Here is a 23,258-nt window from a genome sequence, read left to right on the forward strand (position 1 = left end):
GGTTCCCGCGGGCTGGGTCAATCAGCGACGATGTCGAGGCCGGCGTCGGCCGCGTGGTCCCAATCGTCGTCGATGTGGACGACCGCGCGCCCGGCTCGGTCCATCAGAGACGCGCCGATCGACGCGCGGTACCCCGAGACGCAATGGACCCACACCTCGCCGTCCCGGACCTCGTGCTCGCGCCCTCGCAGTTCGTAGAACGGGATGTGCACGGCACCGTCGAGGTGTCCCGAGTCCCACTCGTCGGCCCGGCGCACGTCGAGGACGACGATGTCGTGCGGACGGTGTGAGCGCTCCGCCGCCAGCTCGGCGAATGTGGCCCGGCGGTAGGTCGTGACCGTGCCGTCCGGGGTGAGATGGTGCGGCTCGCCGACCGCTGCGCCGTCGAGCTGGTCGATGCCGATGCGCACGAGTTGGCGGCGGGCGTCGCTGACCTGCTCGGCGGTGTCGCCGATGAGCGTGAGGGGAGCGCCCCAGGGAACCGTCCAGCCGAGGTACGTCGCGAACGGGTCGGCGAGCTCGATCGACACGGTGCCGGGCACGTGGCCCGCAGCGTAGGCGCGCCGGGATCGCAGATCGACGACCCAGTCGCCGTGCTCGAGCCGGTGCTGCAGCACGTGCGGATCGACGGGTTGCGGCATCGAGAGATCGGCCTCGCCAGGCCCCGCGAGATTGAGCGGGCCCATCTGCGCGTAGTACCGCGGGTAGGCGGTGAGCCCCGCCGTCAGTTCGGTGACGAATGCGTCCTCGGTCGTGGTGAGCGCGTTGTTCTGCCGCTTCTCCTGAGCGATGGTCGACTGCGTGCCCTTCGTCTCCGTCGCCGAGCAGAAGCTGCCGAATCCATGCGTCGGATAGACCTCGGTCGCATCTGGAAGCTGATCGGCGAGCCGGTGGGCGGACCGGTACTGCGCCCGGGTGAGCTCATCGGTCCGGGCCGGATCCACCAGGTCGGTGCGGCCCATCGCGCCGAAGAGCAGGGACCCGCCGGTGAAGACGGCGATCTGCTCGTCGCCGACGGCGACGACGTAGGACAGGTGCGTCGGCGTGTGGCCGGGGGTGTGGATCGCCGTGACCGTGAACGATCCGGTGGCGATGCGCTCGCCGTCGCGAATGCCGTAGCGCTCGAAGCGAACCGGGTCGTCGGCGTTGAGAACGTAGGTGGCGCCGCAGTGGTGGGCGAGTGCCAGCCCGCCCGTGACGTAGTCGTTGTGAATGTGCGTCTCGAACACGTGGGTGATCGGCACGTCGCCGGCCACGTCCAGCACGCGGTCGAAGTCGCGCTGGGGATCGATGACGACGGCGACGGCGCCGTCGGTCACGAGATAGGTCCGGTCCCCGAGGCCCGGCGTTTCGACGATGCGAACGCTGATCATCCGACCTTCATGAACATCTTCTCGACGCGGTCGAGGTCGTAACCGGCTGCGGCAGCCTCGCGGGGATGAGCCAGGCAGTAGGTGAGGCCGGCGGCCACCAGCTTGAACCCGACCTGTTCGAGCGCCTTCGACGCCGCGGCGATCTGGGTCACGACATCGGCGCACTCGCGCTGCTCGGACAGCATGGACTGAATTCCTCGCACCTGGCCCTCGATGCGTCGGAGGCGGCGCAAGAGGTCGGCAACGGTCTCGTCGGGCAGCTCCATGTACGGCTCCTCATCACTGGTCGGGATACCCCGGGCGGTACTCAAGTATGCCTGCGATCATGCGTCTTGCATACCCCCCGGGGTAGCAAATTCAGGATGTGGTCGATACGTTGTCACATGCCCCCCGGGGTATCTGGGAAGCGACCAGACAGCGACGCTGACCTCGCGATCGTCACGTCCACCGCTACCGCCAAACAACAACACCACCACCAACACCAACAACACCAACAACACCAACACAGTTCAGGAGCGCCTGCATGACCACCACCGACACCCGACTCTCCCGGACCGCCACCATCGACATCCACGAGCTCGAGCGCATGCGGGCCGAGGACCCTGCTGTGCACGTGATCGATGTGCGATCGCCCGGTGAGTTCGAGACGGGTCACATCGAAGGGTCCTACAACGTGCCGCTCGACCTGCTCGACGAGCACGTCGCGGATCTGGCCGGGCTGGACCACAACGTCGTGCTCGTGTGCCAATCCGGAGCCCGGGCGACCAAGGCGCTCGAGCAGCTGGTGGCTGCGGGCAAATCGAACCTACGCCTGCTCCACGGCGGCATCAACGCCTGGACCGCGTCGGGCGGCCACGTGGCGCGGACCAACCAGACGCGCTGGGCCATGGACCGCCAGGTGCGCCTCGTCGCCGGGGGACTGGTCGCCGCGAGCGTCGTGGGGAGCATCTGGCTCGCGCCGGTGCGCTTCCTCGCCGGGCTCATCGGCGCCGGCCTCGTGTTCTCCGCCGTCACCAACACCTGCGGGATGGCGAGCATGCTCGCCAAGCTCCCCTACAACCGGGGCGCCAGTTGCGACATGCTGGACGTGCTCGACCGCCTCACAACCGCCGAAGCAACCACCCGATCGGAGCGCTGACGATGATCTTCAACCAGTACTACCTCGACTGCCTGTCGCACGCCTCGTACCTGATCGGGGATGAGTCCACCGGCCGGGCCGTGGTCGTCGACCCGCAGCGCGACATCTCCGGGTACCTCTCCGACGCCGCCGCTCACGGCCTGACCATCGAGCTCGTGCTCGAGACGCACTTCCACGCCGACTTCCTGTCCGGTCACCTCGAGCTCGCTGCGCAGACCGGCGCGGCGATCGGTCTGTCCGCCGTTGCGGAGCCGGAGTACGAGATCCGCAAGCTCGCTGACGGCGAACGGATCTCGCTGGGGGAGGTGGTGCTCGAGATCCGGCACACGCCCGGGCACACCCCCGAGTCGATGAGCATCGTCGTCTGGGAGCACGACGGCGACGAAGCCCCCTACGGAGTGCTCACCGGGGACACGTTGTTCATCGGTGACGTCGGCCGACCTGATCTGCTCGCCTCGGTGGGCGTCAGCCGGGAGGAGTTGGCGACGAAGCTCTACGACTCGCTCCATCGCCAACTGCTGTCCCTGCCCGACTCGACACGCGTGTTTCCTGCGCACGGGGCCGGCTCGGCGTGCGGCAAGAACCTCTCGACCGAGCTGACCTCCACCATCGGCGCGCAACGGCACGAGAACTACGCCCTCTTGGCACCGGACCAGACGACCTTCGTCGAACTGGTGACGGAAGGGCAGCCGCCGGCTCCGGGCTACTTCGCGCACGACGCCGCACTCAACAAGCAGCATCGAGCGTTGATGGACGAGACCGCACTCCCGATCCCGATGAACTGGGACGAGGTGCAAGCGGCCATGGCGAACGGCGCCCTTCTCATCGACGGCCGCGACCCCGTCGAGTTCGCTCGCGGCCATCTGCACGGCGCGGTCAACGTCGGTCTCGAGGGGCGCTACGCCGAGTTCGCCGGTTCGGTCGTCCCGTCCGACATCGACATCGTTCTGTTCGTCGAGCCAGGAACCGAGCTCGAGGCGAAGAATCGACTCGGCCGCATCGGCTTCGACCGGGTTCTCGGCCATGTCGACCGCCCGTTCGAGGTCCTCCAGACCCACCAGGATCGCGTCGACGTGGCATCACGGCTCACGCCGGTCGAGCTGGAACAGCGCCAGGAGGAGCTGAGCGAGCTTCAGCTGGTCGACGTCCGGAACCCCGGCGAGTACGCCCTCGGATCCATACGCGGAGCGATCAACATCCCGGTGGGACAGCTCCCAGGGCGGCTGGCCGAGCTCGACCCCGAGCGCCCCACCGTCGTCTACTGCGCGGGCGGGTACCGGTCGTCGGTTGCGGCGTCGCTGCTGCGCGCGAACGGCTTCTCCGACGTGAGCGACATCGTCGGCGGCTACGGGGCCTGGACACAGGTCGTTCATCGCTGATGAGCCAGGCGACAGAGCCACAGCCATGAGCGACACCGCCGGGCGCATCGCGATGGACGCCAGAGCTCGGCATGGTCGACGCGACGAGGTCGACCTCCCGTGAACCTGCGCGCGCTCCTGACATCGCCGCTCGGGTTCCTGATCGGTGTGTCGCTCGGCGCCCTCGGCGGCGGCGGCTCGATCCTCGCCGTTCCGGTCCTCGTCTACGCCGCCGGTCAACCGGCTCGAAGCGCCACCACGACGAGCCTCATCCTCGTGGGGATCGCATCGCTCGTCGGTATGGCATCGCACTGGCGCGCCGGTCGAGTGCGCGTCGGCACGGGCGTGGTGTTCGGGCTCACCGGCATTGGCGGATCACTCGCCGGATCAGCGCTCAACCAACGGATCGACCCCGACGTCCTGCTGCTGTCGTTCGCCGGGCTCGTGTGCGTCGCGGCGTGGCGGATGTTGACCGGTTGCCCGACCTGCACCAAGGTCGGCGAGGCCACCGCCCTCCGGCAGGGCTCCGCCGAGGCACCATCGACCCTGTCCGCTGCGGCGATGTCCGTGAGGCGCCGTGTGGACGTCCGCTCCGTGCTCACCGTGTTGGCGGCTGGGACCGCCGTCGGCTTCCTGACCGGCCTCTTCGGCGTCGGAGGGGGCTTCGTCATCGTCCCCGCCCTCACCCTCGTCCTCAAGCTGCCGATGCCCGAGGCGATCGGAACCTCGCTGTTGGTGATCGCGATCAACGCAGCCGTGGCCTTGAGCACACGGCTGGCGACCACGTCGATCGACTGGGGCATCACGTTGCCGTTCGTGATCTCCGCCATCGCCGGAGTCCTGGCCGGCGGCCGCGTCGCCGATCGTCTCGATCCTCGGCGAAGCCTGCGATGGTTCGCCGCCCTCCTCGTCGCCGTGGCCGTCTACACAGCGGTCCGCGCCACCGCCTCGCTCGTCTCGTAGCTCGGGCGCCACCGTGTACCGTCAGCGCTCGAAGACCGGATAGCCGCCGAACCGGATGCTGGCACCGGCAAGGACGAAACCGACCGCGGCGAGGGTGACGATCCGGATGTGCCAGGCGAGCGTCGGCAGGGTGTCGTCGGTGAGCTTGGGGATGACCCGAAACCGGGCGTGGATGGCGAGCGCCGCCGTGATGGCGAGGAGGCCGAGCTTGACCTGGACGGTTCTGGCGATGCCGCTGGAGCCGAACCAGTTGTCCGGTGATCCGAGGAGGTTCTCGGCGAGCCAGAGTCCGGTGAGGATCTGAACGGCGAGCGCGGGGAGGCCGATCCGCTCGAACCGCCGCTCGAACTCGCTGACCGTCGCAGCACGCTTCTTGCGGAGTGCATCGGGCAGGATCGTGACGGCGAGCACGAGGTGCCCTCCCGCCCAGATGGTGGCCCCGAGAACGTGCAGGCTCAAGGCGATGTAGTAGTCGGACATGTCAGACCCCCTCTCCGGCTCGGATCCGGAGACGACTCGATTGGTTCACGTGGGCACGGCGATGGCGGTGACGACGATCACGGCGATGCCGAAGAGCATCTGCTGCAGCCCGACGATCTTGGCCGGGCGGGGTGCTGCACGCACGGCTCCGATGTTGAACGTCGCGACGGCGGCGATCGCGACCAGGGACGCGATCGGCGCGGCTCCGGGCAGCCACGCGACCGCGACGGCTGCCACCGCGACGATCTGGGCGAGATCGCTGTGCCAGAGCCGGTGAGGGCGATGGCGGGCGCGGAAGACCTGTGTACGTGCGTAGGGGATGGCCGCGGACGCGCGCGCCGCGACGACGGCCCACAGCCCCAACGCCAGCGTGGCATCGGCGCCGTCGGCCAGTGCGATCATCGCGGCGACCGACCCGATGCCGACGGTTCCGGCGAGCTCGGGCAGGAGCCGCCGGCTGCGGCTGCGCATGTCGAACCACAACTCGATGGTCACCAAGGGCGCGGCAGCGAGCAACGGCCACCAGAACCTCGAGTCGGCATCGAACGTCGCGAGGACGACGAGCGCTGCGAGGGCGAGGATTTGCACGGTCGCGACACGAGCGGCCACCGAAGTCCGTGGCAGCCAGCGTCCGCGCCACCGGTCGACGAGCACCAGCTTGAGCGGCGTCCGCGCCAGGAACGCCAGCATCGCAGCCGCACCGATCGCCAGTCCGGGCCATGACCATGCCACCAACAGGCCGAGCACGACCGGCTCCAGGGTCAGGCTCCACCCACCGTGCTCGGTCGGCATGGCCACTGCCCGCAGGGTGGACCGATCGCCGGGTCCCGCCGCACGGGCCTCGCGATGGCTGATGGCGTGGAGTGTCATGGTGCCTCCCGGGGTTCGTCCGACTGATCTCCACGGTGCGGCGGGCGAGCAGGCCGGTTGGTCCGGATCGGCCCCGTCCGCAGCAGGAGTTGCCCGCGCCGTGGGTGGTGGTGCTCAGACACGCGCCCCGCCCCTCGAGGAGCCCAGCAGCCGCCCGGTGCGGAGCACGAGGTCGGCGAGCCAGATCGCCAGCACGAGGACGAGGATCCGGTCGCGGCCGGCGAGGGCGGCGAGCGCCGCCGCGTTGCCGGCGGCCAGCGACACCCACGAGCGCGTGATGGTGAATCCGGCGGTCAGTTGACGGTGCCCGCCGCCGCGCAGGACGGGGCCGAGGTAGGCGAGCGATGCGATGAGGATCTGCGCGAATCCACCGATCACGAGGGTCTGGAGGACCGCTCGGTCGCTGGCCTCGCGGAGGGTGGTGACGGCCAGGCCCACCGTCATCGCTGCCCACCAGACGAGCCCGGCGGTCAGCTGCAGGAGCCGGGGTCCGGCCCACGACAGGCGGCTGCGGGCGTAGATCGGCAGGATCGCGCCGACGGCGAGCAGTCCCAGCGCGTACGCCGAGAGTCCGGCTGCGGCGATGCCCGGTCGAGCGGTGAGATGGCCGACCGCGGTGATACCGGTCGCGGCCGTGAGTACCGCGGACGTCGTCCGCATCACGTTCGGTGTGGCGTACGGCGACATCTTGGTGCGCACCTGGGTGGCGGCGAAGAAGGGCAGCGTGCCGGCCACGACCAGCCCGACGAGCCCGAACAGGTTGAGCGTCAGATGGACGTCGCGGAGTTCGACGAACTTCGACCCGCCTCGTCCGGCGCCGAGGAAGATCCCGATCGTCATCCCGGCGGCACCGGCGACGACGGCGGCGACATAGGCCTCGATCGCCGGCGCGAATCGTGGGGTGACCGCCGCTCGTCGGATGCCGAGGAGGATCGCCGCCAGGCCGAGCATCGCCCCGACCACCGCCACCCCGCCTGCGGTGAACATCCACGTCCGGTCGGTTTCACGACCGGTGACCAACCCGATGGTTCCGGCGGCGAGGAGCCATCGCTGGGTCGCAACCACCGTCGCCCGGGGGGCGGCAGCGGCCGACCAGGTGACGGCCAGCATCTGCGTGACGGCGGAGATCGCGCTGAGCAACCCGCCGGCAACGAAGAGATGCAGCGGCAGCCACCAGTCGCGACCGACGCCCGTGATGGCGGTCACGACCCCGGCGGCGGCGAACGCCGCCGTCACGACGAGCCCGCGACGGGTCTGGGCATGCACCTCCGCCACCCGTCCGGCGGCTCCGCGTGCTTCTGCGCGGACGGCCGCGCCGTCGGTCGCGCTCGACCTCGGTGCCGGGCCGTTCATGGCCGTCCTCGTCATGACCCCGCGCTCGGAGCGACCGCGATCGCCTGTCCCAGGAGCTGGCGGCTGTGGACTCGAGCGACGTTGTCGGCGAGGTCGTGAGCCCGTTGTGCGTTCGGCCCGATCCAGCCGAGGTCGAGGGTCTCGTGAAACAGGGTCAACCACCGTTCGAAGTGCGCCGGGGTGAACGCCCGCTGGGCATGGACGAGTAGGTGGGCGCGAAACGGGTTGCCCTGATAGCCGGTCATGCCGAGCAGCGCGCGGCACCAGAAATCGGTCAGCTTGGGCAGATGCTCGGACCAGTCGACGCGCGCGACCTCGTTGAACATCGGACCGAGCAGGTCGTCCTGGGCGACGTCGGCGTAGAACTGTCGGACCATCTCGGCGATCTGCTCGTGGGTGTCCAGATCGCGGCTCGGCGCCGGTCGCGGTCGGTCTCGCATCGTGTTGCTCCCATCGGACACGTTCGGAATATTTCTAGCATAGAGTGTGAGAAAGCCGACTGCGAGGGAGGAGCACGAGATGTCCGACATGGTCGACGAACTGGTCGCGCGGGAGTACGCGTTCGGATTCCACAGCGATCTCGACACCGACCTGGCACCGAAAGGCCTCGACGAGGACGTCGTGCGCCTGATCTCGGCGAAGAAGGACGAACCGGAGTGGCTCCTGCAGTGGCGCCTCGGTGCGTTCCGTCACTTCCTCACGCTCGAGGAGCCGACGTGGCCCAACCTCCGCCACCCGCCGATCGACTACCAGGACATGCACTACTGGGCGGCGCCCAAACCCAAGCCCCAGCTCGCCAGCCTCGACGAGGTCGATCCCGAGATCCGCGCCACGTTCGACAAGCTCGGCATCTCCCTGGCCGAACAGGAACGCCTCTCGGGGGTGGCCGTCGACGCGATCCTCGACTCGGTGTCGGTGGCCACCACGTTCAAAGAGACGCTCGCCGAGGCCGGCGTGATCTTCTGCTCGTTCTCCGAGGCCGTTCGCGAGCATCCCGATCTGGTCCGCCGCTACCTGGGTTCGGTGGTCGGCTATCGGGACAACCTCTTCGCTGCGCTCAACTCGGCGGTGTTCTCCGACGGGTCGTTCTGCTTCGTGCCGGCAGGCGTCCAGTGCCCGATGGAGCTGTCGACGTACTTCCGGATCAACGCCGCCGAGACCGGTCAGTTCGAGCGGACCCTGATCGTCGCCGAGGAGGGCGCCAGCGTCAGCTACCTCGAGGGATGTACCGCACCGATGCGTGACGAGAACCAACTGCACGCCGCAGTGGTCGAACTGGTCGCGCTCGACGATGCGTCGATCAAGTACTCCACGGTGCAGAACTGGTACCCCGGCGACGCCGATGGCCGGGGCGGCATCTACAACTTCGTCACCAAGCGCGGCCGGTGCGCGGGCGCCCGTTCGAAGATCTCGTGGACCCAGGTCGAGACCGGCTCGGCGATCACCTGGAAGTACCCGAGCGTCGTGCTGCAAGGGGACGACTCCGTCGGCGAGTTCTATTCCGTCGCGGTCACGACCAACCGTCAGCAGGCCGACACCGGGACCAAGATGATCCACATCGGGCGCAACACGCGCAGCACGATCCTGTCGAAGGGCATCTCCGCAGGGCACGCCCAGAACACCTATCGCGGGCTGGTCAAGGTGCTCCGCTCGGCGACCGGCGCACGGAACCACACTCGCTGCGACTCGTTGCTCATCGGGCCGGACTGCGGCGCCCACACCTTTCCCTACGTCGAGGTCAAGAACGACACGGCTCAAGTCGAGCACGAAGCGTCGACATCGAAGATCAGCGACGACCAACTGTTCTACTGCCGCCAACGCGGACTCACCGAGGAGGATGCCTCGACCATGATCGTCAATGGGTTCTGCCGGGAGGTCTTCGACGAGCTCCCGATGGAGTATGCGGTCGAGGCTCAAGCCCTGATGCGGGTCAGCCTCGAAGGGGCGGTCGGCTGATGCTGCACATCGCCGACCTGCGCGCATCGGTGGGAGGCCGCACGATCCTCGACCGATTCGACCTCGACGTCCCCTCCGGCGAGGTCCACGCCATCATGGGCCCCAACGGATCCGGGAAGACCACGCTCTCCAACGTGCTGTCGGGCCGTGACGGGTACGAGATCACCGGCACGGTCACCTTCGACGGTGCCGACCTGCTCTCGCTCTCACCCGAAGACCGTGCGGCAGCAGGGCTCTTCCTCGCCTTCCAGCACCCCGTCGAGATCCCCGGCGTGGGCAACATGTACTTCCTGCGCACCGCCGTCAACTCGATCAGGGCCCGGCGAGGGCTGCCCGAGCTCGGGGCAGTCGAGTTCCTCGGCCTGGCCAAAGAGCACATGGCGCTCCTGGCGATGGACCCGGCGTTCTTGAGCAGGTCGGTCAACGCCGGCTTCTCCGGCGGGGAGAAGAAGCGCAACGAGATCCTGCAGATGTCGATGCTCGAGCCGCGGTTGGCGATCCTCGACGAAACCGACTCCGGACTCGACATCGACGCCCTCCGTGTCGTCGCCCAGGGGATCGAACGACTCCGCAGCCCCGACCGTTCGATGCTGATCATCACCCACCACACCCCACTCCTCGATGACGTGCGGCCCGACCGCGTCCACGTGCTCCGAGCCGGCCGCATCGTGCGGTCCGGCGGCCTCGAGCTCGCTCATCAGCTGGAAGCCGGCGGGTACGGCGCCCTCCCCGTCGAGGCGCCGGTGTGACCGTGACCGAGGCGCGTATCGAGCTCCCGACAGAGCGCGACGACCGGTGGCACTATGCGCCGCTCGACGAGATCACGGACCGCGTGGCCCGATCGGTCCGCCCGTCGGCCGGGGTCCCGACGTCGGTGTCGCCATCGCTGATCGAGTCGATCGTCGGCACCGCCGGACCGCGGATGGTGTTCGTGAACGGCTACTACGTCGCCTGGCTCTCGGACCACGGTGCGCTCCCGGCCGGTGTGCGGTGTGATGTCTCCGACGCGGACCACGCCGACCGGGCAGGCGCGGCGGTGGTGTCGGTCGGCGACGGCGTGCGGTTCGAGGAACCGATTCACGTCGTTCACCTCGCCGTCCCCGGCGCGGTCGATGAACCCGGCGCGCTGGTGTCGGCCCGCACGATCGTCGACGTGGGTGCCGGCGCCCACGTGACCGTCGTGGAGGCCTACGCCGGTCTCGACGGCCCGTCGGTGGCAGACGTCACGACGTCGATCCGCGTCGGCGACCGTGCCGACGTCGCCCACTACCGGATACAGAACGAGGCGTCGGCAGCGACGCACATCGGTCGCACCCGCATCGACCAAGGGGCGGATTCCGCCGTCCGCACGACGTCAGTGACGGTGGGCGGTGACGTCGCCCGCAACGCCATCGAGGTGCACCTCGGCGCACCGGACGCACGCATCGAGATCTCCGGGATCAGCGTCACCGGCGGACACCAACGGCACGACACGGTCGTGACCGTCGATCATGCTGCATCGAACTGCGCCAGCAGCCAACGCTTCATCGGTGTCGTCGACGACCACGGCCGGGGAGCGTTCAGCGGCGAGATCATCGTGCGACCCGGGACCACGGGCACCGACGCCCACCAGACGAGCCGCAACCTCGTCCTCGACCCGAACGCCGAAGCGGACGCCCGTCCGTGGTTGACGATCCTTGCGGACGACGTGCGCTGCACCCATGGCGCGACCGTCGGCCGTCTCGACGAGGAAGCGCTGCACTACCTGCGTAGCCGAGGCATCGCGCTCGGCGACGCGCGGGCCATGCTGATCGACGCATTCGTCCGGGACGTCACCGACGCGATCTCCCACGAGCCGTTGCGGGAGCACGTCGCAGCATTGGTCGCCGCCGCGGCGTCGAACGCATCGACGACGCCCGCAATCGACTCGGCACGATCGACGGCGCGGCCATGACGGGCTGGAACCCGGTGGAGCTGACCCGCGAGTGCACGGCCACGACCGTTCCCTATGGCGATCGGGTCGTTCTCGACGCCGGCGGCCTCGTCCAAGTCGTCCAGCGGCTCGGGGCAAGCATCACGGTGCGCACCCAGATGGGAGCGCTGCTGCGGATCGACGGCACCGACGCCGACGCGCTCGGCCTCGATCCGGTCGAGGCCAACCGGGTGACCGCCGGCGGGCCGTTCGAACTCGGCCAGGTCGTCGACGCCCTGCAACAGATCTACGACCCGGAGATCCCCGTCAGCATCGTCGAGCTCGGTCTCGTCTACCGCTGCGAAGAGGTGCGGGCCGATGACGGCACCCGCCGGATCGAGATCGACATGACGATGACCGCGCCGGGCTGCGGCATGGGTGACGTCCTGCGCGCCGACGCTCTGCGAGCGGTGCGCTCGATCCCGGGCGTCGACGACGTCGACGTGCGCATCGTCTTCGATCCGCCGTGGAACGTCGGACGCATGTCGGAAGCCGCACGCCTCCAACTGGGGCTGATGTGACCGCACCCCCTGTACTCCCCGGCTCCCGGGACCTCCTGGGGACGCCGTCGATCGCTGCCCCGCCTGGACCTGTCTGGTCCCTGCGTCGGGTTCGGAGCCTGCCGCTGCTCGTCGCCGGCGGGATCTCCGTGATCGCGGGCGGAGTGGCCGCGGCGGTGACGGGGCCGGCGCACTGGGGCAACGGTTCGTGGGTCGCGGCGTTCCTCGTGCTCGTGGCCGGTGTCGCCCAGCTCGGGATCGGCGCCGGCCAGGCCCATCTGCCGGCCGCGACTCCGAGCGTCGCGTTCGTCGGCGCGCAGTGCGGGATGTGGAACCTCGGCTGCGCGACGGTGATCGCCGGAACGCTGCTGTCGAGTCCCGTCATGGTGTCGGCGGGGAGTGCCCCGCTCGTCGCGGTGCTCGTGATGTCGGGTGTCGCGCTCAGAGGCCGCTCCAGGACGCAGCACTCCACCATCCTGGTCGCTTACCGGCTCCTGCTCGTCGTGGTCCTGGTGAGCGTCCCGATCGGCGTGGCGCTCGCCTTCGCCCGCCGCTGAGCCGTCAGCGGCGAGGTCCGCGATGGACTCGATCGCCGCCTGCTCTGCGGATCATCCGGCAGGTTCGGTCCGGACGGCGGGAAACAGCACGTTGTTCTCCTTGTGCACGTGGAGATGGGTGTCGGCCTCCAGGTCGGCCAGGGCCCGGTAGCACGCGGCGTAGCTCGCGCACCCGTCTCCCGGCACCGCGTAGCCCGACGTCACGCGGCGCAGATCGTCGAGGAGCGCCCCCACCGTCTCGTGTTCGCCGGAGAGCGCCTCGATCTGCTCGACGAGCAGCCGGCTCCCGGCGGACGGCGTGTCGCCGGCCGCAGCCAGCCGGCGGATGAGGGGGAACAGCTCGCGCTCCTCCTGGGCCAGGTGCGGCTCGAGGTCGGCTCGTAGCTCGCCGTAGAGGCGCTGCACCTCGAACAGCTCGGGGTGGCGATCGCCGTGGACGGTGGCGATCTTGTCGACCAGCGCGCTGATCCGCGGCAGCTCGGCCCAGAGATGCCGGTGATGGACCTTGTCGATGTGATCGACCAACTCGGAGGGACCGAGCGAGGCCCACGCAGCAGGAGGCTCGTCGACCGCAAACCCCGACAGCTCGTCGGCGACGGCCGCTGCGTCCAGGCCCGCGGCACGAGCGGCGTCGGCGAGCGTTCGTCCGCCGTGGCAGCAGTAGTCGAGACCGCGCCGTTCCAGCTCGGCCGCGAGTGCCGGTCGGCGTGTGACGATCTCCCCGAGGGTCATCGACGGGTCGACGGTGTACCCCGCCGGGTCAGGGGTCGTGGCCGGGTCGGGCAGGGCCGGGAGGTGGTGAGCGCACGTCGTGGACAGCGGGGTCGGTTCGAGCGGAACCATGCGGATCTCGTTGGCGAACATCTCCACTGCGTGGAGGTGCTCACGGATGGTGCGGTGGATCGTCTCCAACGGGACATCGTGGTCGATCTCGAGACAGGGGCCGTCGAACGAACCGTGGACGCGCCGCACGCCGTCGACGCGGGCGAGCGCCTCGAGCGTCTCGTTGAAGCACATGGGGCAGTTCGCCCCGTCGATGCGAACCGAGGTCTGCATGGTCGCCTTCTTTCCTGTCAGCGAGGTGGAGGCGGCCGAACTGACGCGCCGGGTGCCTCCTCTCCGTCCAGCCTATTCGGACCAGGACGATTAGTTCTAGTGAATGACAGAATTTTCCGCTACTCGGGTGCGCCGGCGCCCGCCCCGCCCGCGCGCCGGGTCGCTGATCGTGACCGACGGTCACGTCACGGTTCGACGTGGCAGCGCAGCAGGCAACCCGCGCGGCGGGGGTCGCGTGGGACGAGCTCGTCGATCACGATGCCTCCGAGCTCCTCGGCGGCGCCGTGAGCCAGACCGAGGTGCAGACCGCAGACCGTATCGGGGTCCACCAACGCCGTTGTCGCGAACGGGCAGCTGCGCAGCACGATGTCGATGCGATTCCCTCGTCGCCTGGCGGTCGGCTCGAACCCGTGTCGCTCCATGGCATCGATCATCCCGGCGACCGGATCCGTCGTGCCGCTCGTTGGGGGGCGGGTGTGCCGGCCGGCGCGGCGGCCGACGTCGACGGGGGAGTCCCCGGTCCGGATGATCTCCGACAGCAGCAGCGACAGTCGCTCGTACGGGCCGGTGGCCCCCCAACGGCTCTCGGCGGACGGGTCCGCCGTGTAGACGAGGCGGGGTCGTCCTCGTCCGGCCCGTGGCGCGGTGGCCTCCGAGACGAGTCCCGCCTCGACGAGCTTGCCGAGGTGCTGACGGATCGAGTTGTGGTGGAGCCCGAGGTGCTCGGTCAGCTCGACGACGTCGACCGGGCGATGGGCATCGACGATGTAACGGAACAGCTCGTGGCGGGTCGGGTCACCCAGCGCCCGCGCCTCGATCTGCAACGCATTCATCGGCCACCCGTCACGCTCATCGTCGAGAGAACGGACAGCGACGCCACACCTGCCAGGCTATCTCACCCATACTTCCGTCCGGCGCCAGAAAAAGTGGCGAAGCCATCTCGAGACAACGTGCGGCGCGACCCGCGCCGGGCAACGTCACCGCCGCACGACCGACAGGCGGGTCGGCACGCGACCGCTCGCATGGGCCACGGCGATCACCCCCGCGCAGACTGCCGCGATGGCCGCAATCGTCGCAGGCAGGCCGAGCACAGGCGCGAGGGCGGGGCAGAGAGCGACCGATGCCGCGGCGCAGACGAGCACTGCCGGATGGATCAACGGTCTGCCCATGATCGGTGCGTTGACCAACCAGACCAGCACGAGGAAGATCCCGACCGGGACGGCCACCGCCACCGCGGCCACGGTCGACGAGACGTGCGCGTGACCGCCAACATGCGAGACCGTGACCTCGAGGCCCGCGCCGGAGGCGGCCAGCGCCGCGAAGACGCCGTAGTGGCCGTATCCCCACGCGTAGGAGCGGCGCCGGTTCGCGGCCAGCCCGCGGCCGCATGGCTCGAGGAAGTAGATCCACCACAGTGCGGCGACGAGAACGAGTCCGGCGACCGCGATCACGACGAGGGATGCGCTGAATCCGCCGGCGCTGATCGCGCGATCGAGCGCCATGGCCGGCGCGAGCACTCCCTCGCCCAGCAGGACGATCGCGAAGAGGCCGTAGCGCTCGGCGATGTGGTGCGGGTGCCAGTTCGTGGGCCGCCTCCGCTCTGCCCAAGGCGGGACCGCCAACTCGATGGCGGCGAGCACGACGAACACGGGGATCTGCGCGCGGCGGGGGAGGAGGCCGGCCTCGGCGAGGCAGAGTCGCAGCAACCAGCCGGCCGACGCCAGCAGGATCCCCGACGCGTACCGCCGCGCCGTGCCTCGGGTGCGCGGCTCCTCGGCGGCAGCCCGCATCCACTGCGCCACGAGTGCCGTCCGCATGATGAGGTAGCCACCGGTGATCGCCGTGTACCGGTCGTCCTCCAGGGCGACCGGGACGCCGGCCGCCAGCACCAGCACGCCGCCCATCTGGACCAGAGTGAGCACTCGGTACGGGACGTCGTCGGTGTCATACGACGACGCGAACCACGTGAAGTTCATCCACGCCCACCAGATGGCGAAGAACACCTGAAGGAAGGGCACGATCAGGGCGAGCCCGTCGCCGTCCGCGATGCGCTCGGCGACCGGCCCCGTGAGACCGGCGACCGCGACGACGAACGTCAGATCGAAGAACAGTTCGAGCTGCGTGGCCCCGCGGTGCGGCTCGTCGATCGTACGCAACGTCATCGGGACGCGAACCCCGAACCGCGAGACCGGCTCGTCGTGGGGCGACGTCTCGGGCTCCAGGCCTGGCCGCGGCGCGACTGGCATCGGACGGCTCCTCTCCGCTTCGACGGCGACCCTCGCGTCGCCTGAGGTGATAGACCGAGGTACACCGCGAGTCGTGACGCGAGCCGGCGTTCATCCGCGTGCCATCCAACTGGTGCTCGTCGGCTCACACGGGTGATAATCCGGCCGGCATGTTCGATGACCGGCCCTCGCTCGGGTTGCTCGATCGCGTGCGGGAACGCGATGTGATGTCCCAGGTCGTTGCCAGCGTCCGCGCGGGGCAGAGTCAGGCGTTGGTGCTCCGCGGCGAGGCCGGGACCGGAAAGACGTCCCTGTTACGGCTCGTTCAGGACGTTGCAGCAGGGTGCACGATCATCTGGACGACCGGCGTCGAGTCCGAGATGGAGCTCGCGTTCGCCGGCCTCCAGGTGCTCTGCACGCCCTTGCTCGGGCGGCTCGGGCGGCTACCCGAGCCGCAGCGAAAGGCGCTGAGCACGGCGTTCGGGCTCGACGGCGGCCCGCCCCCGGACCGTTTCCTCGTGGGCCTCGCCGTGCTCAGCCTGCTGGCCGAGAGTGCCGAGGAGCAGCCGATCATGTGCATCGTCGACGATGCACAATGGCTCGACAGCGTCTCGTCCGAGACGCTCGCGTTCGTCGCGCGTCGCCTGCTCGCGGAGCGGGTGGGACTCTTGTTCGCCCTGCGCGACACCGGCGCTGCCCACGTTCTCGATGGGCTGCCAGATCTCGTCGTCGAAGGCCTCCCCTCCGACGACGCGCGGCTTCTGCTCGACGCGATGGTTCCCGGCCTGATCGATGACCACGTCAAGTCGCGCATCCTCGACGAAGCGCGGGGCAACCCACTGGCGCTCATGGAGTTGCCTCGTGGGGTGACCCCGGCCGAGCTGGCGGGAGGCTTCGGCCTGCCCGACTCGCGATCGCTCGCCAGCCGTATCGAACAGCGATTCGTCGAGCGGATCGAGGCGCTCCCGCGTCCGACACAGGTCCTGCTCCTGCTCGCCGCGGTCGAGCCGCTCGGCGACGTTGGTCTCCTGTGGCGTGCCGCCGCACGCATCGGAATCGGTGACGACGCCGCCCTGCCGGCCGAAGCTGCCGGCTTGATCGATTTCGGCGTCCGTGTGCGCTTCTCTCACCCGCTCGTTCGCTCGGCGGCGCACCGCGCGTTCGATCCGGCCACCCGGCGCAGCGTGCGACAGGCCCTCGCCGACGCCACCGACCCGCACCTCGACCCCGACCGACGAGCCTGGCACCGGGCGTACGCCACGGCGACGCCCGACGAGGCGGTCGCCGAGGAGATGGAGCGGTCCGCCGGCCGTGCGCAGTCCCGTGGAGGGCTCGCCGCGGCAGCTGCGTTCCTGCAGCGCGCCGCAGAGCTCACACCGGATCGTGCCCAGCGAGTCGAGCGGTCATTGGCGGCAGCACAGGCGAAACTCAGGGTCGCTGACGCACGGTCGGCGACGACGCTGCTCGACGCCGCCGAGCTCGGCCCGCTCGACGACCTCCAACGGGCGCGGATGGAACGGCTCCGGGCACAGGTGACGTTCCTCACCCGACGGGGGCGCGACGCGCCTGCCCTGCTGTTGGAGGCGGCCAGCCGCCTCGAGCCCCTCGACGCGACACTCGCCCGGGACACGTACCTCGAGGGGATCTCGTCGGCGATGTTCACCGGACGGTTCCGGCGCGGTCCCGGAGAACGCGAGCTCGCCGAGGCCGCGTCGAACGTCGTCGGCGAGTCGAACGATCTCAACACGGCCGAACTCCTCCTCGGCGGTCTCGTCGCGCGCTTCACCGACGGCTACGCCGCCGGCATGGCCCCCCTCTCTCGAGCGCTCCGGGCGTTCCGGCACAGCGACGGCAGGGAGGACGACCATCAGTGGTTGTGGCTGGCGTGTCGCCTCGCGCAGGACCTCTGGGACGACGAATCGTGGTTCGAGCTCGCCACGCTCGGGGTGCGCGTTGCACGCGACACCGGTGCCCTCGCCCTGCTCCCCAACGCGTTGAACCACCTGGCAGCGCTCAACGTGCACTCGGGGGCGTTCGCCGCGGCCGCCGTCCTCAGCGACGAGGTCCGTGTGATCGCGCGCTCGATCGGGCTACCGCCCCTCGACTACTCGAGATACAAGCTGTCGGCGAATCGGGGTGATCGGTCGGCCGTTCAGGCGCTGGTCGAGGGGCCGTTGAAGGGCGCAGCCCATCGTGGTGAGGGCGCGGCGATCGGTATGCATTGGGCGCTCGCAGCGCTCATGCACAACAGCTACGGCGAGTACAACGAGGCCGTCGCGGCCGCGCAAGCGGGCTGCGAGTTCGAGGAGGTCATGGCGTACAACGGCTCGCTCGTCGAGCTGGTGGAGGCCGGCGTCCGCAGCGGACAGCGCGAGCTTGCCGATGCCGCGTTCGACAGCCTCCGCGAGCGCACTCAGGCGAGCGGCACCGCGTGGGCACTCGGCGTGGAGTCGCGCTGCCGCGGATTGCTGACCGATGACGAGGATGCCTACCGCGAGGCGATCGAGCACCTCGCCCAGAGCCGCGCGACCGTCGAGCTGGCACGCAGCCGGCTCGTGTACGGCGAATGGCTCCGGCGCGAGGGCCGGCGGGTGAATGCCCGCGAGGAACTGCGCGCCGCACACGAGAGCTTCAGCCGCATGGGTGCCGACGCGTTCGCCGAACGGGCGCGCCGCGAACTCCTCGCCACTGGCGAGACCGCGCGCCAGGTCACCGCCGACAACTGGCATGCGTTGACTCCGCAGGAGCTCCAGGTGGCGCGGCTCGCGCGCGATGGATACACGAACTCGGAGATCGGTGCTCGGCTCTTCGTGAGCCCGCGCACCGTCGAGTACCACCTGAGCAAGGTCTACCGGAAGCTCGACGTGGACAGCCGACGGGGCCTGCGCGAGGTGTTGAACGACCCGTCCCACCAGCTGGCGCTGGGCTACGTCTAGTGGTCTGTCGCCGAGTTGGTGAGGTGGATCGCGCCGCTGGGCTCGTCGCTGGCAAGGCGCGAGGACGAAGGAATACGCCCGGTCTTTCGAGGAGGAGCAACGCAGCCAGCGGCGAGGTCCAGCAAGCGAGACACCCTTACCAATCCGGCGACAGACCACTAGGTCGTGCGTCCGGCACGGGCTGTGCCGGCGCGTACGCTCCGACCATGCGCACCGTGGACTCGAACTTGGGCGGTCGATGCGACCAACTTCGCTCGTTGCACCGGCGGGGAGCGCCCCTGTTGCTCCCCAACGCATGGGATGTCGCGACCGCACGCGCAGTCGCCGCGGTTGGGTTCCCCGCGGTCGGCACGACCAGTTGGGGGGTCGCAGCTTCACTCGGGTACGAAGATGACGAGCGCGCGCCCGGCGACGAGATGCTGGCGGCTGCGGCCCGGATCGTCCGCGGCGTCGACGTCCCTGTCACCGTGGACGCAGAGGCCGGCTACGGACTGAGCCCGACCGAGCTGGTCGACGCGCTCGGGCGGGCTGGCGCGGCCGGGTGCAACCTCGAAGACACGGATCACCGCGCCGGCAGGCTGCGCGACCGCGTGACGCCGGTCGTTCATGTCATGCGATCGTGCCCGGTCAGGCGCTGTGCCAGGACGTGAACGACACTGTCCTCCGGGATCGTGTGGAGGCCGAACCGGTGTGAGCACCGACGGGTCGAGCGGGTCACCCGCCGGGCGTGGTCGCGGTGGAGGCCGTCGAGCTGCGTGGTGCGCGCGGTCAGGCGTTCGGGGCGCCCACCGGTGGCACGGTGCCGAGATACCCGTCGCGGTGCCGGGCGAGCAGGCTCAGATCATCACCCACGACGTGGGTGGTGAGGCCGAGCACCGACCATTCCGGGCACGCTGACGGGCGGCTCCAGTCATCGGCCTCCAGGCCGTGGAGGAGATCCAGCAGCGCCGCGCGCTCTCGGCTGAAGCAGTCGAGCGCGTCCGCAGGAGGTTCGACCGGCCAAGCCATCGAACCATTGTGACCGCTCTGCCGCGTGCGCTCGCCGACCAATACGGCCGTCGCGCCGACAGCAACGACCTGTCACCGGTACCCGGCGAACGGCGTCACGGTTGCCAGATTGTCAAGCATCACCTAAATTTAGGACATGGTGAATGATGTGGTGATCAGCCCGAACCCCGTCGATCTCTATCGGCGAGCAACGTCTCGCGCGGTCGGGGTCGCCACCCGGGTGAAACCCGCTCAGCTCGCCGACCCGACACCTTGCTCCGCCTGGAGCGTGCAGGATCTGATCGACCACCTCACCGGTGGGACCGAGTATCTGCTGGCTGCGCTCGAGCGGCGGGAACCAGCGCCACGCCGGGCGACGACGGCGGCCGACTTCGAGTCGGGTGTCGCGTCGGTGCTCGGGGGCGTGGCGGCGGCAGGGGCCCTGGATCGGACCTGCATGTCCCCGCTCGGGTTCGAGTGGACCATCGGCCAGGCCGTCGCTGGAACCTTCATGGACGTCCTGATCCACACCGTCGACCTCGCCCGGGCCACGGGGCAGGACGAGCGCCTCGACCCGGAATTGGTGGACGCCTGCATTGCGATGTTCCTGCCCGAGATGCCTGAACGGGGCCGAGAGGCTGGGATCATCGGACCGGCCGTCCCGATCGAGCCCGATGCCGCACCACAGAGCCGGCTGCTGGCGGCGATGGGGCGCACGCCGTGACAGCGACCGCCCTGGAAGACGCGATCCGGGCACTCGCCCACCCGGGCCGGCGAGCGATGCTGCGCCTCGTGTGGGATGACGAGCGGCCGGCCACCGCCCTGGCCGAGGCCGCCGGGTTGTCGAAATCCGCCGCCAGCCAACACCTCAAGCTCCTGCGCGAGGCGGGTCTCGTGCAGGTCCGGGTCGACGCCACCCGGCGGCTCTACCGCGCCGACCTCGCCAAGGTGGCCGAGGTGGCCGGGTTCCTCGACGACTTCTGGGCGACGCCGCTGGAGCGGCTGAAGGAAACGGCCGAGACCCGACATCGCACGGGCCGGACGAAGGGACGGGGGGCATGAAGCTCGCTGTCCAAGAGCTCGTGGTCCACGCTCCGATCGATCAGCTCTTCGAGCTCCTGATCGACCCGGAGCTGTTCGTGATGTGGATGGCCGAGGACGCGACCTTGGACCCGGTTCCCGGCGGGGTGGTCCGCTGGACCCACGCCAACGGCGACACTTGCTCGGGGGCCTACGTCGAGGTCATCCGCCCGAACCGGGTCGTGTTCACCTACGGATGGGAGCGTGCCGAGGTGGAGATCCCACCGGGATCGACCACGGTCGAGATCGATCTCACCGCCCAGCCGGACGGGTCCACTCACCTCCGGCTCGTCCACCGCGGCCTCGACGACGCCGCGGCCGACGCCCACGAGGGCGGCTGGGGCCACTATCTCGACCGGCTGCGCCGCGCCGCCGAAGGCGAGCTCGTCGGCCCCGATCCGTGGGCCGGCCGTCGTGTTCCCACCCCCGAGGAACTCGCCAGGTGACGGCGGCGTCGACAGACGGCGAACAGGAGGCGGACTTCTGGGCGCTCGCCGAACCGATGCTCGCCCGGGCGGGGGTGTCGCGCTCCACGATGATGGGCCTGCCGTGCCTGCGCATCGACGGCCGGTTCTTCGCGTCGTTCGACCGGCGTGCCGGCGATCTGCTCGTGAAGCTGCCCGAAGCCCGCGTCGATCGACTCGTCGCATCCGGGCGGGCGCACTCGTTCGCCCCCGCGGGCCGGCGGTTCCGGGAGTGGGCGGCCGTGGGCCGTACTCGGCGACGGAGCTGGCCGGCGCTGCTCGACGAGGCACTCGCCTTCGTCGCTTCGCAACCATCGCCGACGAAGCACCGGTGAGGCGTGCAGAGCGCGACCTGAGGATCGAACGGATCCTCGAGGCACCGGTGGCGGTGGTCTGGCAGCTGCGGACGGATCCCGAGCATTTCAAGGCGTGGTGCGGCCCCGAAGGCGTCACCATGCCGTCCGTGACGATGGAGGTTCGCGTCGGCGGATCACGCCACGTGTGCATGGAGATCCGCACCCCGAACGGGCCGATGCAGATGTGGTTCGCCGGCGAGTACCGCGAGGTCATCGCACGGTTGTCCGGTCGCCGGTCGTCCTCTTGTCGAAGGACTCAGAGGATCCCATCGTGGGCTGCCGCCTGGATGGTTTGCACGGTTGGCCGGAAGCCGAACTCGCGCAGGAGCGTGCCGTCCATGCGTCCTGACCACGGATTCGTGAGGGGCTCGGCGCTGACCGGGACGGGGTGCCCGCCGAGCTCGGCCATCTCGTAGACGGTGACGGGTGCGTCGTCGGTGACGTTGACGATCCTTCCGTCCATGGCGCCGGTCAGGGCGAGTTGGATGACGGCCGCGACGTCGCGGTGGTGGGCGACGGAGTAGGTGTGGGCGGGGTGCAGGCCGAACCGTTCGGCGAGCGCGCCCATCGAGGCGAGGTGGCCGTCGCCGTCTCCGTAGACGAACGGCAACCGCAGGATGTTCCATGTCAGGCCACTGTCTCGGAGCAGGCTCTCGGCGGCGATCTTGCTGGCCGGGTAGGCGAGTGTCGGTGAGCAGGTGTCGGTCTCTCGCGCGGGCCGTGCCGCGTCGGCGTCGTAGACGTTCCCCGTGCTGGCCATGACGAACCGGGCTCGCGGTGAGTGCGTGCGGACGGCGTCGATGAGATTGCGGGTGCCATCGAGGTTGGCGCGCCAGATGGCGTCCTGGTCATCGGTGCGGAACAGGGCTGCGAGATGGACGACGGCGTCGACGCCTTCCGCGGCAACCTGGAGCGAGCCGGGTTCCGCGAGGTCGCCTCGTACGGCGGTGGTGCCGGGCGGCAGGTCGAGGTCGCTGCGGACGAGGGCGCGGCAGTCGAACCCGGATGCGGCCAGACGTGGCAATGCCCGCGATCCGACGAGTCCGCTGGCTCCGGTGATCAATACAGCTGTCATGATGATCCTCTCAACTGATCGTCAGTTCTACTGACGATCAGCCTAACCCTACACTTCCGCGATGTGACAAGAGAGGCGGACATCGGACCACGGCTCAGCCGGCGGTTGGCGTACCTGCTGAAGCGCGCGCTCATCGATCTCGAGGACCTCCACCGCGAGCACTTGGACCCGTTGGGGATCAACGGCCGCGAGCTCTCGGTGCTGTTGCTGCTGCAGGCCCGGGAACCAGAATCGCAACAGCAGACGGCCGAGCGGCTCCAGGTCGACCGCACCACCATGGTCGCCTTGCTCGATGGACTCGAAGCAAAGGGTCTCGTGGCACGTGAGGCCGATCCGGCCGATCGGCGCCGGAACGTCGTTGCGCTCACCGACGCAGGCCGACGGACGCTCGAGAAGGCCGTTCGCGCCAGCGACAAGGCTGAGCGTCGACTACTCCGAGCGTTGGACGAGTCGGAGCGAACGCAGCTGCGCGCACTGCTCGCCCGCGTCGCCGCAGATGAACACGAGAGCCCTTGATCAGCGCGACGGCCTGACAAGACAGTCCCTGGCGCGTGGTCACCCGGCCGCTGATGTCGGTGCG

General features: G+C 69.6%; 26 protein-coding genes and 1 pseudogene. 16 read left to right on the forward strand and 11 right to left on the reverse strand.

Annotated elements, in window-relative coordinates; genetic code table 11:
• Positions 1-17: 17 nt before the first annotated feature.
• Entirely contained in the window at positions 18-1,373 is a 1,356-nt protein-coding gene (locus tag DN771_RS02755; RefSeq protein ID WP_116995815.1) for an MBL fold metallo-hydrolase, read from the reverse strand.
• Complete coding sequence (locus tag DN771_RS02760; RefSeq protein ID WP_116995816.1) at positions 1,370-1,639, reverse strand: metal-sensitive transcriptional regulator; 270 nt, start codon at positions 1,637-1,639, stop codon at positions 1,370-1,372. The genes DN771_RS02755 and DN771_RS02760 overlap by 4 nt, the downstream gene beginning before the upstream one ends.
• Before the next feature lie 257 nt (positions 1,640-1,896).
• On the opposite strand from DN771_RS02760, the gene DN771_RS02765 reads away from it, so the two are divergent.
• From DN771_RS02765 to DN771_RS02775, 3 genes are all read left to right on the forward strand, one after another.
• Positions 1,897-2,511: a rhodanese-like domain-containing protein gene (locus DN771_RS02765; RefSeq protein ID WP_116995817.1), complete on the forward strand. Its 615-nt coding sequence runs from the start codon at positions 1,897-1,899 to the stop codon at positions 2,509-2,511.
• Between the two features lie 2 nt (positions 2,512-2,513).
• The gene (locus tag DN771_RS02770) at positions 2,514-3,890 is read left to right on the forward strand and encodes an MBL fold metallo-hydrolase (RefSeq protein WP_116995818.1); all 1,377 of its coding nucleotides are present in this window, start codon (positions 2,514-2,516) and stop codon (positions 3,888-3,890) included.
• Positions 3,891-3,989: 99 nt separating this feature from the next.
• Positions 3,990-4,832, forward strand: coding sequence for a sulfite exporter TauE/SafE family protein (locus tag DN771_RS02775; RefSeq protein WP_116995819.1), 843 nt, complete (start codon positions 3,990-3,992; stop codon positions 4,830-4,832).
• Positions 4,833-4,853: 21 nt separating this feature from the next.
• Here DN771_RS02775 and DN771_RS02780 read toward each other — a convergent pair whose 3' ends face one another.
• The 4 genes from DN771_RS02780 to DN771_RS02795 form a co-directional block, all read right to left on the reverse strand.
• Positions 4,854-5,312: a CopD family protein gene (locus DN771_RS02780; protein ID WP_116995820.1), complete on the reverse strand. Its 459-nt coding sequence runs from the start codon at positions 5,310-5,312 to the stop codon at positions 4,854-4,856.
• Between the two features lie 45 nt (positions 5,313-5,357).
• Positions 5,358-6,182, reverse strand: coding sequence for a YwiC-like family protein (locus DN771_RS02785; protein ID WP_116995821.1), 825 nt, complete (start codon positions 6,180-6,182; stop codon positions 5,358-5,360).
• 114 nt (positions 6,183-6,296) lie between these two features.
• Complete coding sequence (locus DN771_RS02790) at positions 6,297-7,535, reverse strand: hypothetical protein (RefSeq protein WP_162941460.1); 1,239 nt, start codon at positions 7,533-7,535, stop codon at positions 6,297-6,299.
• 11 nt (positions 7,536-7,546) lie between these two features.
• Positions 7,547-7,975, reverse strand: coding sequence for a group III truncated hemoglobin (locus tag DN771_RS02795; RefSeq protein ID WP_162941461.1), 429 nt, complete (start codon positions 7,973-7,975; stop codon positions 7,547-7,549).
• Positions 7,976-8,054: 79 nt separating this feature from the next.
• Between DN771_RS02795 and sufB the strand changes: the two genes are divergently transcribed.
• From sufB to DN771_RS02820, 5 genes are all read left to right on the forward strand, one after another.
• The gene (gene sufB / locus DN771_RS02800; RefSeq protein ID WP_116995824.1) at positions 8,055-9,491 is read left to right on the forward strand and encodes a Fe-S cluster assembly protein SufB; all 1,437 of its coding nucleotides are present in this window, start codon (positions 8,055-8,057) and stop codon (positions 9,489-9,491) included.
• Positions 9,491-10,240, forward strand: a complete 750-nt coding sequence (sufC, locus tag DN771_RS02805) for a Fe-S cluster assembly ATPase SufC (protein WP_116995825.1) — start codon at positions 9,491-9,493, stop codon at positions 10,238-10,240. Before sufB ends, sufC begins: the two co-directional genes overlap by 1 nt.
• Positions 10,241-10,242: 2 nt before the next feature.
• A complete protein-coding gene (gene sufD, locus DN771_RS02810) occupies positions 10,243-11,424 on the forward strand; it encodes a Fe-S cluster assembly protein SufD (RefSeq protein ID WP_162941462.1) in 1,182 nt (393 codons plus the stop codon).
• Positions 11,421-11,963 (forward strand): putative Fe-S cluster assembly protein SufT, encoded by a 543-nt coding sequence (gene sufT / locus DN771_RS02815; RefSeq protein WP_116995827.1) that lies wholly within the window; start codon positions 11,421-11,423, stop codon positions 11,961-11,963. The genes sufD and sufT overlap by 4 nt, the downstream gene beginning before the upstream one ends.
• A 128-nt stretch (positions 11,964-12,091) precedes the next feature.
• Positions 12,092-12,499, forward strand: coding sequence for a hypothetical protein (locus tag DN771_RS02820; protein WP_162941463.1), 408 nt, complete (start codon positions 12,092-12,094; stop codon positions 12,497-12,499).
• 51 nt (positions 12,500-12,550) lie between these two features.
• Here the strand turns inward: DN771_RS02820 and ric are convergent, their stop codons facing one another.
• From ric to DN771_RS02835, 3 genes are all read right to left on the reverse strand, one after another.
• A complete protein-coding gene (gene ric / locus DN771_RS02825) occupies positions 12,551-13,555 on the reverse strand; it encodes an iron-sulfur cluster repair di-iron protein (protein WP_116995829.1) in 1,005 nt (334 codons plus the stop codon).
• Between the two features lie 185 nt (positions 13,556-13,740).
• Positions 13,741-14,388, reverse strand: a complete 648-nt coding sequence (locus tag DN771_RS02830; RefSeq protein WP_116995830.1) for a helix-turn-helix transcriptional regulator — start codon at positions 14,386-14,388, stop codon at positions 13,741-13,743.
• Positions 14,389-14,532: 144 nt separating this feature from the next.
• Positions 14,533-15,801: a low temperature requirement protein A gene (locus DN771_RS02835; protein WP_205528386.1), complete on the reverse strand. Its 1,269-nt coding sequence runs from the start codon at positions 15,799-15,801 to the stop codon at positions 14,533-14,535.
• Between the two features lie 149 nt (positions 15,802-15,950).
• Here DN771_RS02835 and DN771_RS02840 point away from each other — a divergent pair, with 149 nt between their 5' ends.
• Positions 15,951-18,716: a helix-turn-helix transcriptional regulator gene (locus tag DN771_RS02840; protein ID WP_116995831.1), complete on the forward strand. Its 2,766-nt coding sequence runs from the start codon at positions 15,951-15,953 to the stop codon at positions 18,714-18,716.
• A 206-nt stretch (positions 18,717-18,922) separates the two neighbouring features.
• A complete protein-coding gene (locus tag DN771_RS30815) occupies positions 18,923-19,366 on the forward strand; it encodes an isocitrate lyase/phosphoenolpyruvate mutase family protein (RefSeq protein WP_116995832.1) in 444 nt (147 codons plus the stop codon).
• 118 nt (positions 19,367-19,484) lie between these two features.
• Here the strand turns inward: DN771_RS30815 and DN771_RS02850 are convergent, their stop codons facing one another.
• Positions 19,485-19,724, reverse strand: coding sequence for a maleylpyruvate isomerase N-terminal domain-containing protein (locus DN771_RS02850; RefSeq protein ID WP_162941464.1), 240 nt, complete (start codon positions 19,722-19,724; stop codon positions 19,485-19,487).
• A gap of 136 nt (positions 19,725-19,860) precedes the next feature.
• Here DN771_RS02850 and DN771_RS02855 point away from each other — a divergent pair, with 136 nt between their 5' ends.
• The 5 genes and pseudogenes from DN771_RS02855 to DN771_RS30820 form a co-directional block, all read left to right on the forward strand.
• A complete protein-coding gene (locus DN771_RS02855) occupies positions 19,861-20,427 on the forward strand; it encodes a TIGR03086 family metal-binding protein (protein WP_205528387.1) in 567 nt (188 codons plus the stop codon).
• Positions 20,424-20,765, forward strand: coding sequence for an ArsR/SmtB family transcription factor (locus DN771_RS02860; RefSeq protein WP_116995834.1), 342 nt, complete (start codon positions 20,424-20,426; stop codon positions 20,763-20,765). Before DN771_RS02855 ends, DN771_RS02860 begins: the two co-directional genes overlap by 4 nt.
• On the forward strand, positions 20,762-21,229 hold the full coding sequence (locus DN771_RS02865; RefSeq protein WP_116995835.1) for an SRPBCC family protein: 468 nt from the start codon (positions 20,762-20,764) through the stop codon (positions 21,227-21,229). The genes DN771_RS02860 and DN771_RS02865 overlap by 4 nt, the downstream gene beginning before the upstream one ends.
• On the forward strand, positions 21,226-21,582 hold the full coding sequence (locus DN771_RS02870) for a hypothetical protein (protein ID WP_193615344.1): 357 nt from the start codon (positions 21,226-21,228) through the stop codon (positions 21,580-21,582). The genes DN771_RS02865 and DN771_RS02870 overlap by 4 nt, the downstream gene beginning before the upstream one ends.
• A gap of 53 nt (positions 21,583-21,635) precedes the next feature.
• Positions 21,636-21,806, forward strand: a pseudogene (locus DN771_RS30820) (SRPBCC domain-containing protein); the annotation flags it as partial.
• 53 nt (positions 21,807-21,859) lie between these two features.
• Here DN771_RS30820 and DN771_RS02880 read toward each other — a convergent pair.
• A complete protein-coding gene (locus DN771_RS02880; RefSeq protein WP_116995837.1) occupies positions 21,860-22,678 on the reverse strand; it encodes an NAD-dependent epimerase/dehydratase family protein in 819 nt (272 codons plus the stop codon).
• Between the two features lie 63 nt (positions 22,679-22,741).
• On the opposite strand from DN771_RS02880, the gene DN771_RS02885 reads away from it, so the two are divergent.
• Positions 22,742-23,194, forward strand: coding sequence for a MarR family winged helix-turn-helix transcriptional regulator (locus DN771_RS02885; RefSeq protein ID WP_116995838.1), 453 nt, complete (start codon positions 22,742-22,744; stop codon positions 23,192-23,194).
• The last annotated feature ends 64 nt before the right edge of the window (positions 23,195-23,258 follow it).

Source organism: Desertimonas flava, assembly GCF_003426815.1.
Taxonomy (GTDB): Bacteria; Actinomycetota; Acidimicrobiia; order Acidimicrobiales; family Ilumatobacteraceae; genus Desertimonas; species Desertimonas flava.

Excerpts from the sequence above, each read along its gene's own strand:
- DN771_RS02755 (WP_116995815.1), bottom strand. The coding sequence starts at position 1,373 with ATGATCAGCGTTCGCATCGTCGAAACGCCGGGCCTCGGGGACCGGACC.
- DN771_RS02760 (WP_116995816.1), bottom strand. The coding sequence starts at position 1,639 with ATGGAGCTGCCCGACGAGACCGTTGCCGACCTCTTGCGCCGCCTCCGA.
- DN771_RS02765 (WP_116995817.1), top strand. The coding sequence starts at position 1,897 with ATGACCACCACCGACACCCGACTCTCCCGGACCGCCACCATCGACATC.
- DN771_RS02770 (WP_116995818.1), top strand. The coding sequence starts at position 2,514 with ATGATCTTCAACCAGTACTACCTCGACTGCCTGTCGCACGCCTCGTAC.
- DN771_RS02780 (WP_116995820.1), bottom strand. The coding sequence starts at position 5,312 with ATGTCCGACTACTACATCGCCTTGAGCCTGCACGTTCTCGGGGCCACC.
- DN771_RS02785 (WP_116995821.1), bottom strand. The coding sequence starts at position 6,182 with ATGACACTCCACGCCATCAGCCATCGCGAGGCCCGTGCGGCGGGACCC.
- DN771_RS02790 (WP_162941460.1), bottom strand. The coding sequence starts at position 7,535 with ATGAACGGCCCGGCACCGAGGTCGAGCGCGACCGACGGCGCGGCCGTC.
- DN771_RS02795 (WP_162941461.1), bottom strand. The coding sequence starts at position 7,975 with ATGCGAGACCGACCGCGACCGGCGCCGAGCCGCGATCTGGACACCCAC.
- sufB (WP_116995824.1), top strand. The coding sequence starts at position 8,055 with ATGTCCGACATGGTCGACGAACTGGTCGCGCGGGAGTACGCGTTCGGA.
- sufC (WP_116995825.1), top strand. The coding sequence starts at position 9,491 with ATGCTGCACATCGCCGACCTGCGCGCATCGGTGGGAGGCCGCACGATC.
- sufT (WP_116995827.1), top strand. The coding sequence starts at position 11,421 with ATGACGGGCTGGAACCCGGTGGAGCTGACCCGCGAGTGCACGGCCACG.
- ric (WP_116995829.1), bottom strand. The coding sequence starts at position 13,555 with ATGCAGACCTCGGTTCGCATCGACGGGGCGAACTGCCCCATGTGCTTC.
- DN771_RS02830 (WP_116995830.1), bottom strand. The coding sequence starts at position 14,388 with ATGAATGCGTTGCAGATCGAGGCGCGGGCGCTGGGTGACCCGACCCGC.
- DN771_RS02835 (WP_205528386.1), bottom strand. The coding sequence starts at position 15,801 with ATGCCAGTCGCGCCGCGGCCAGGCCTGGAGCCCGAGACGTCGCCCCAC.
- DN771_RS02840 (WP_116995831.1), top strand. The coding sequence starts at position 15,951 with ATGTTCGATGACCGGCCCTCGCTCGGGTTGCTCGATCGCGTGCGGGAA.
- DN771_RS30815 (WP_116995832.1), top strand. The coding sequence starts at position 18,923 with ATGCGCACCGTGGACTCGAACTTGGGCGGTCGATGCGACCAACTTCGC.
- DN771_RS02850 (WP_162941464.1), bottom strand. The coding sequence starts at position 19,724 with ATGGCTTGGCCGGTCGAACCTCCTGCGGACGCGCTCGACTGCTTCAGC.
- DN771_RS02855 (WP_205528387.1), top strand. The coding sequence starts at position 19,861 with ATGGTGAATGATGTGGTGATCAGCCCGAACCCCGTCGATCTCTATCGG.
- DN771_RS02865 (WP_116995835.1), top strand. The coding sequence starts at position 20,762 with ATGAAGCTCGCTGTCCAAGAGCTCGTGGTCCACGCTCCGATCGATCAG.
- DN771_RS02880 (WP_116995837.1), bottom strand. The coding sequence starts at position 22,678 with ATGACAGCTGTATTGATCACCGGAGCCAGCGGACTCGTCGGATCGCGG.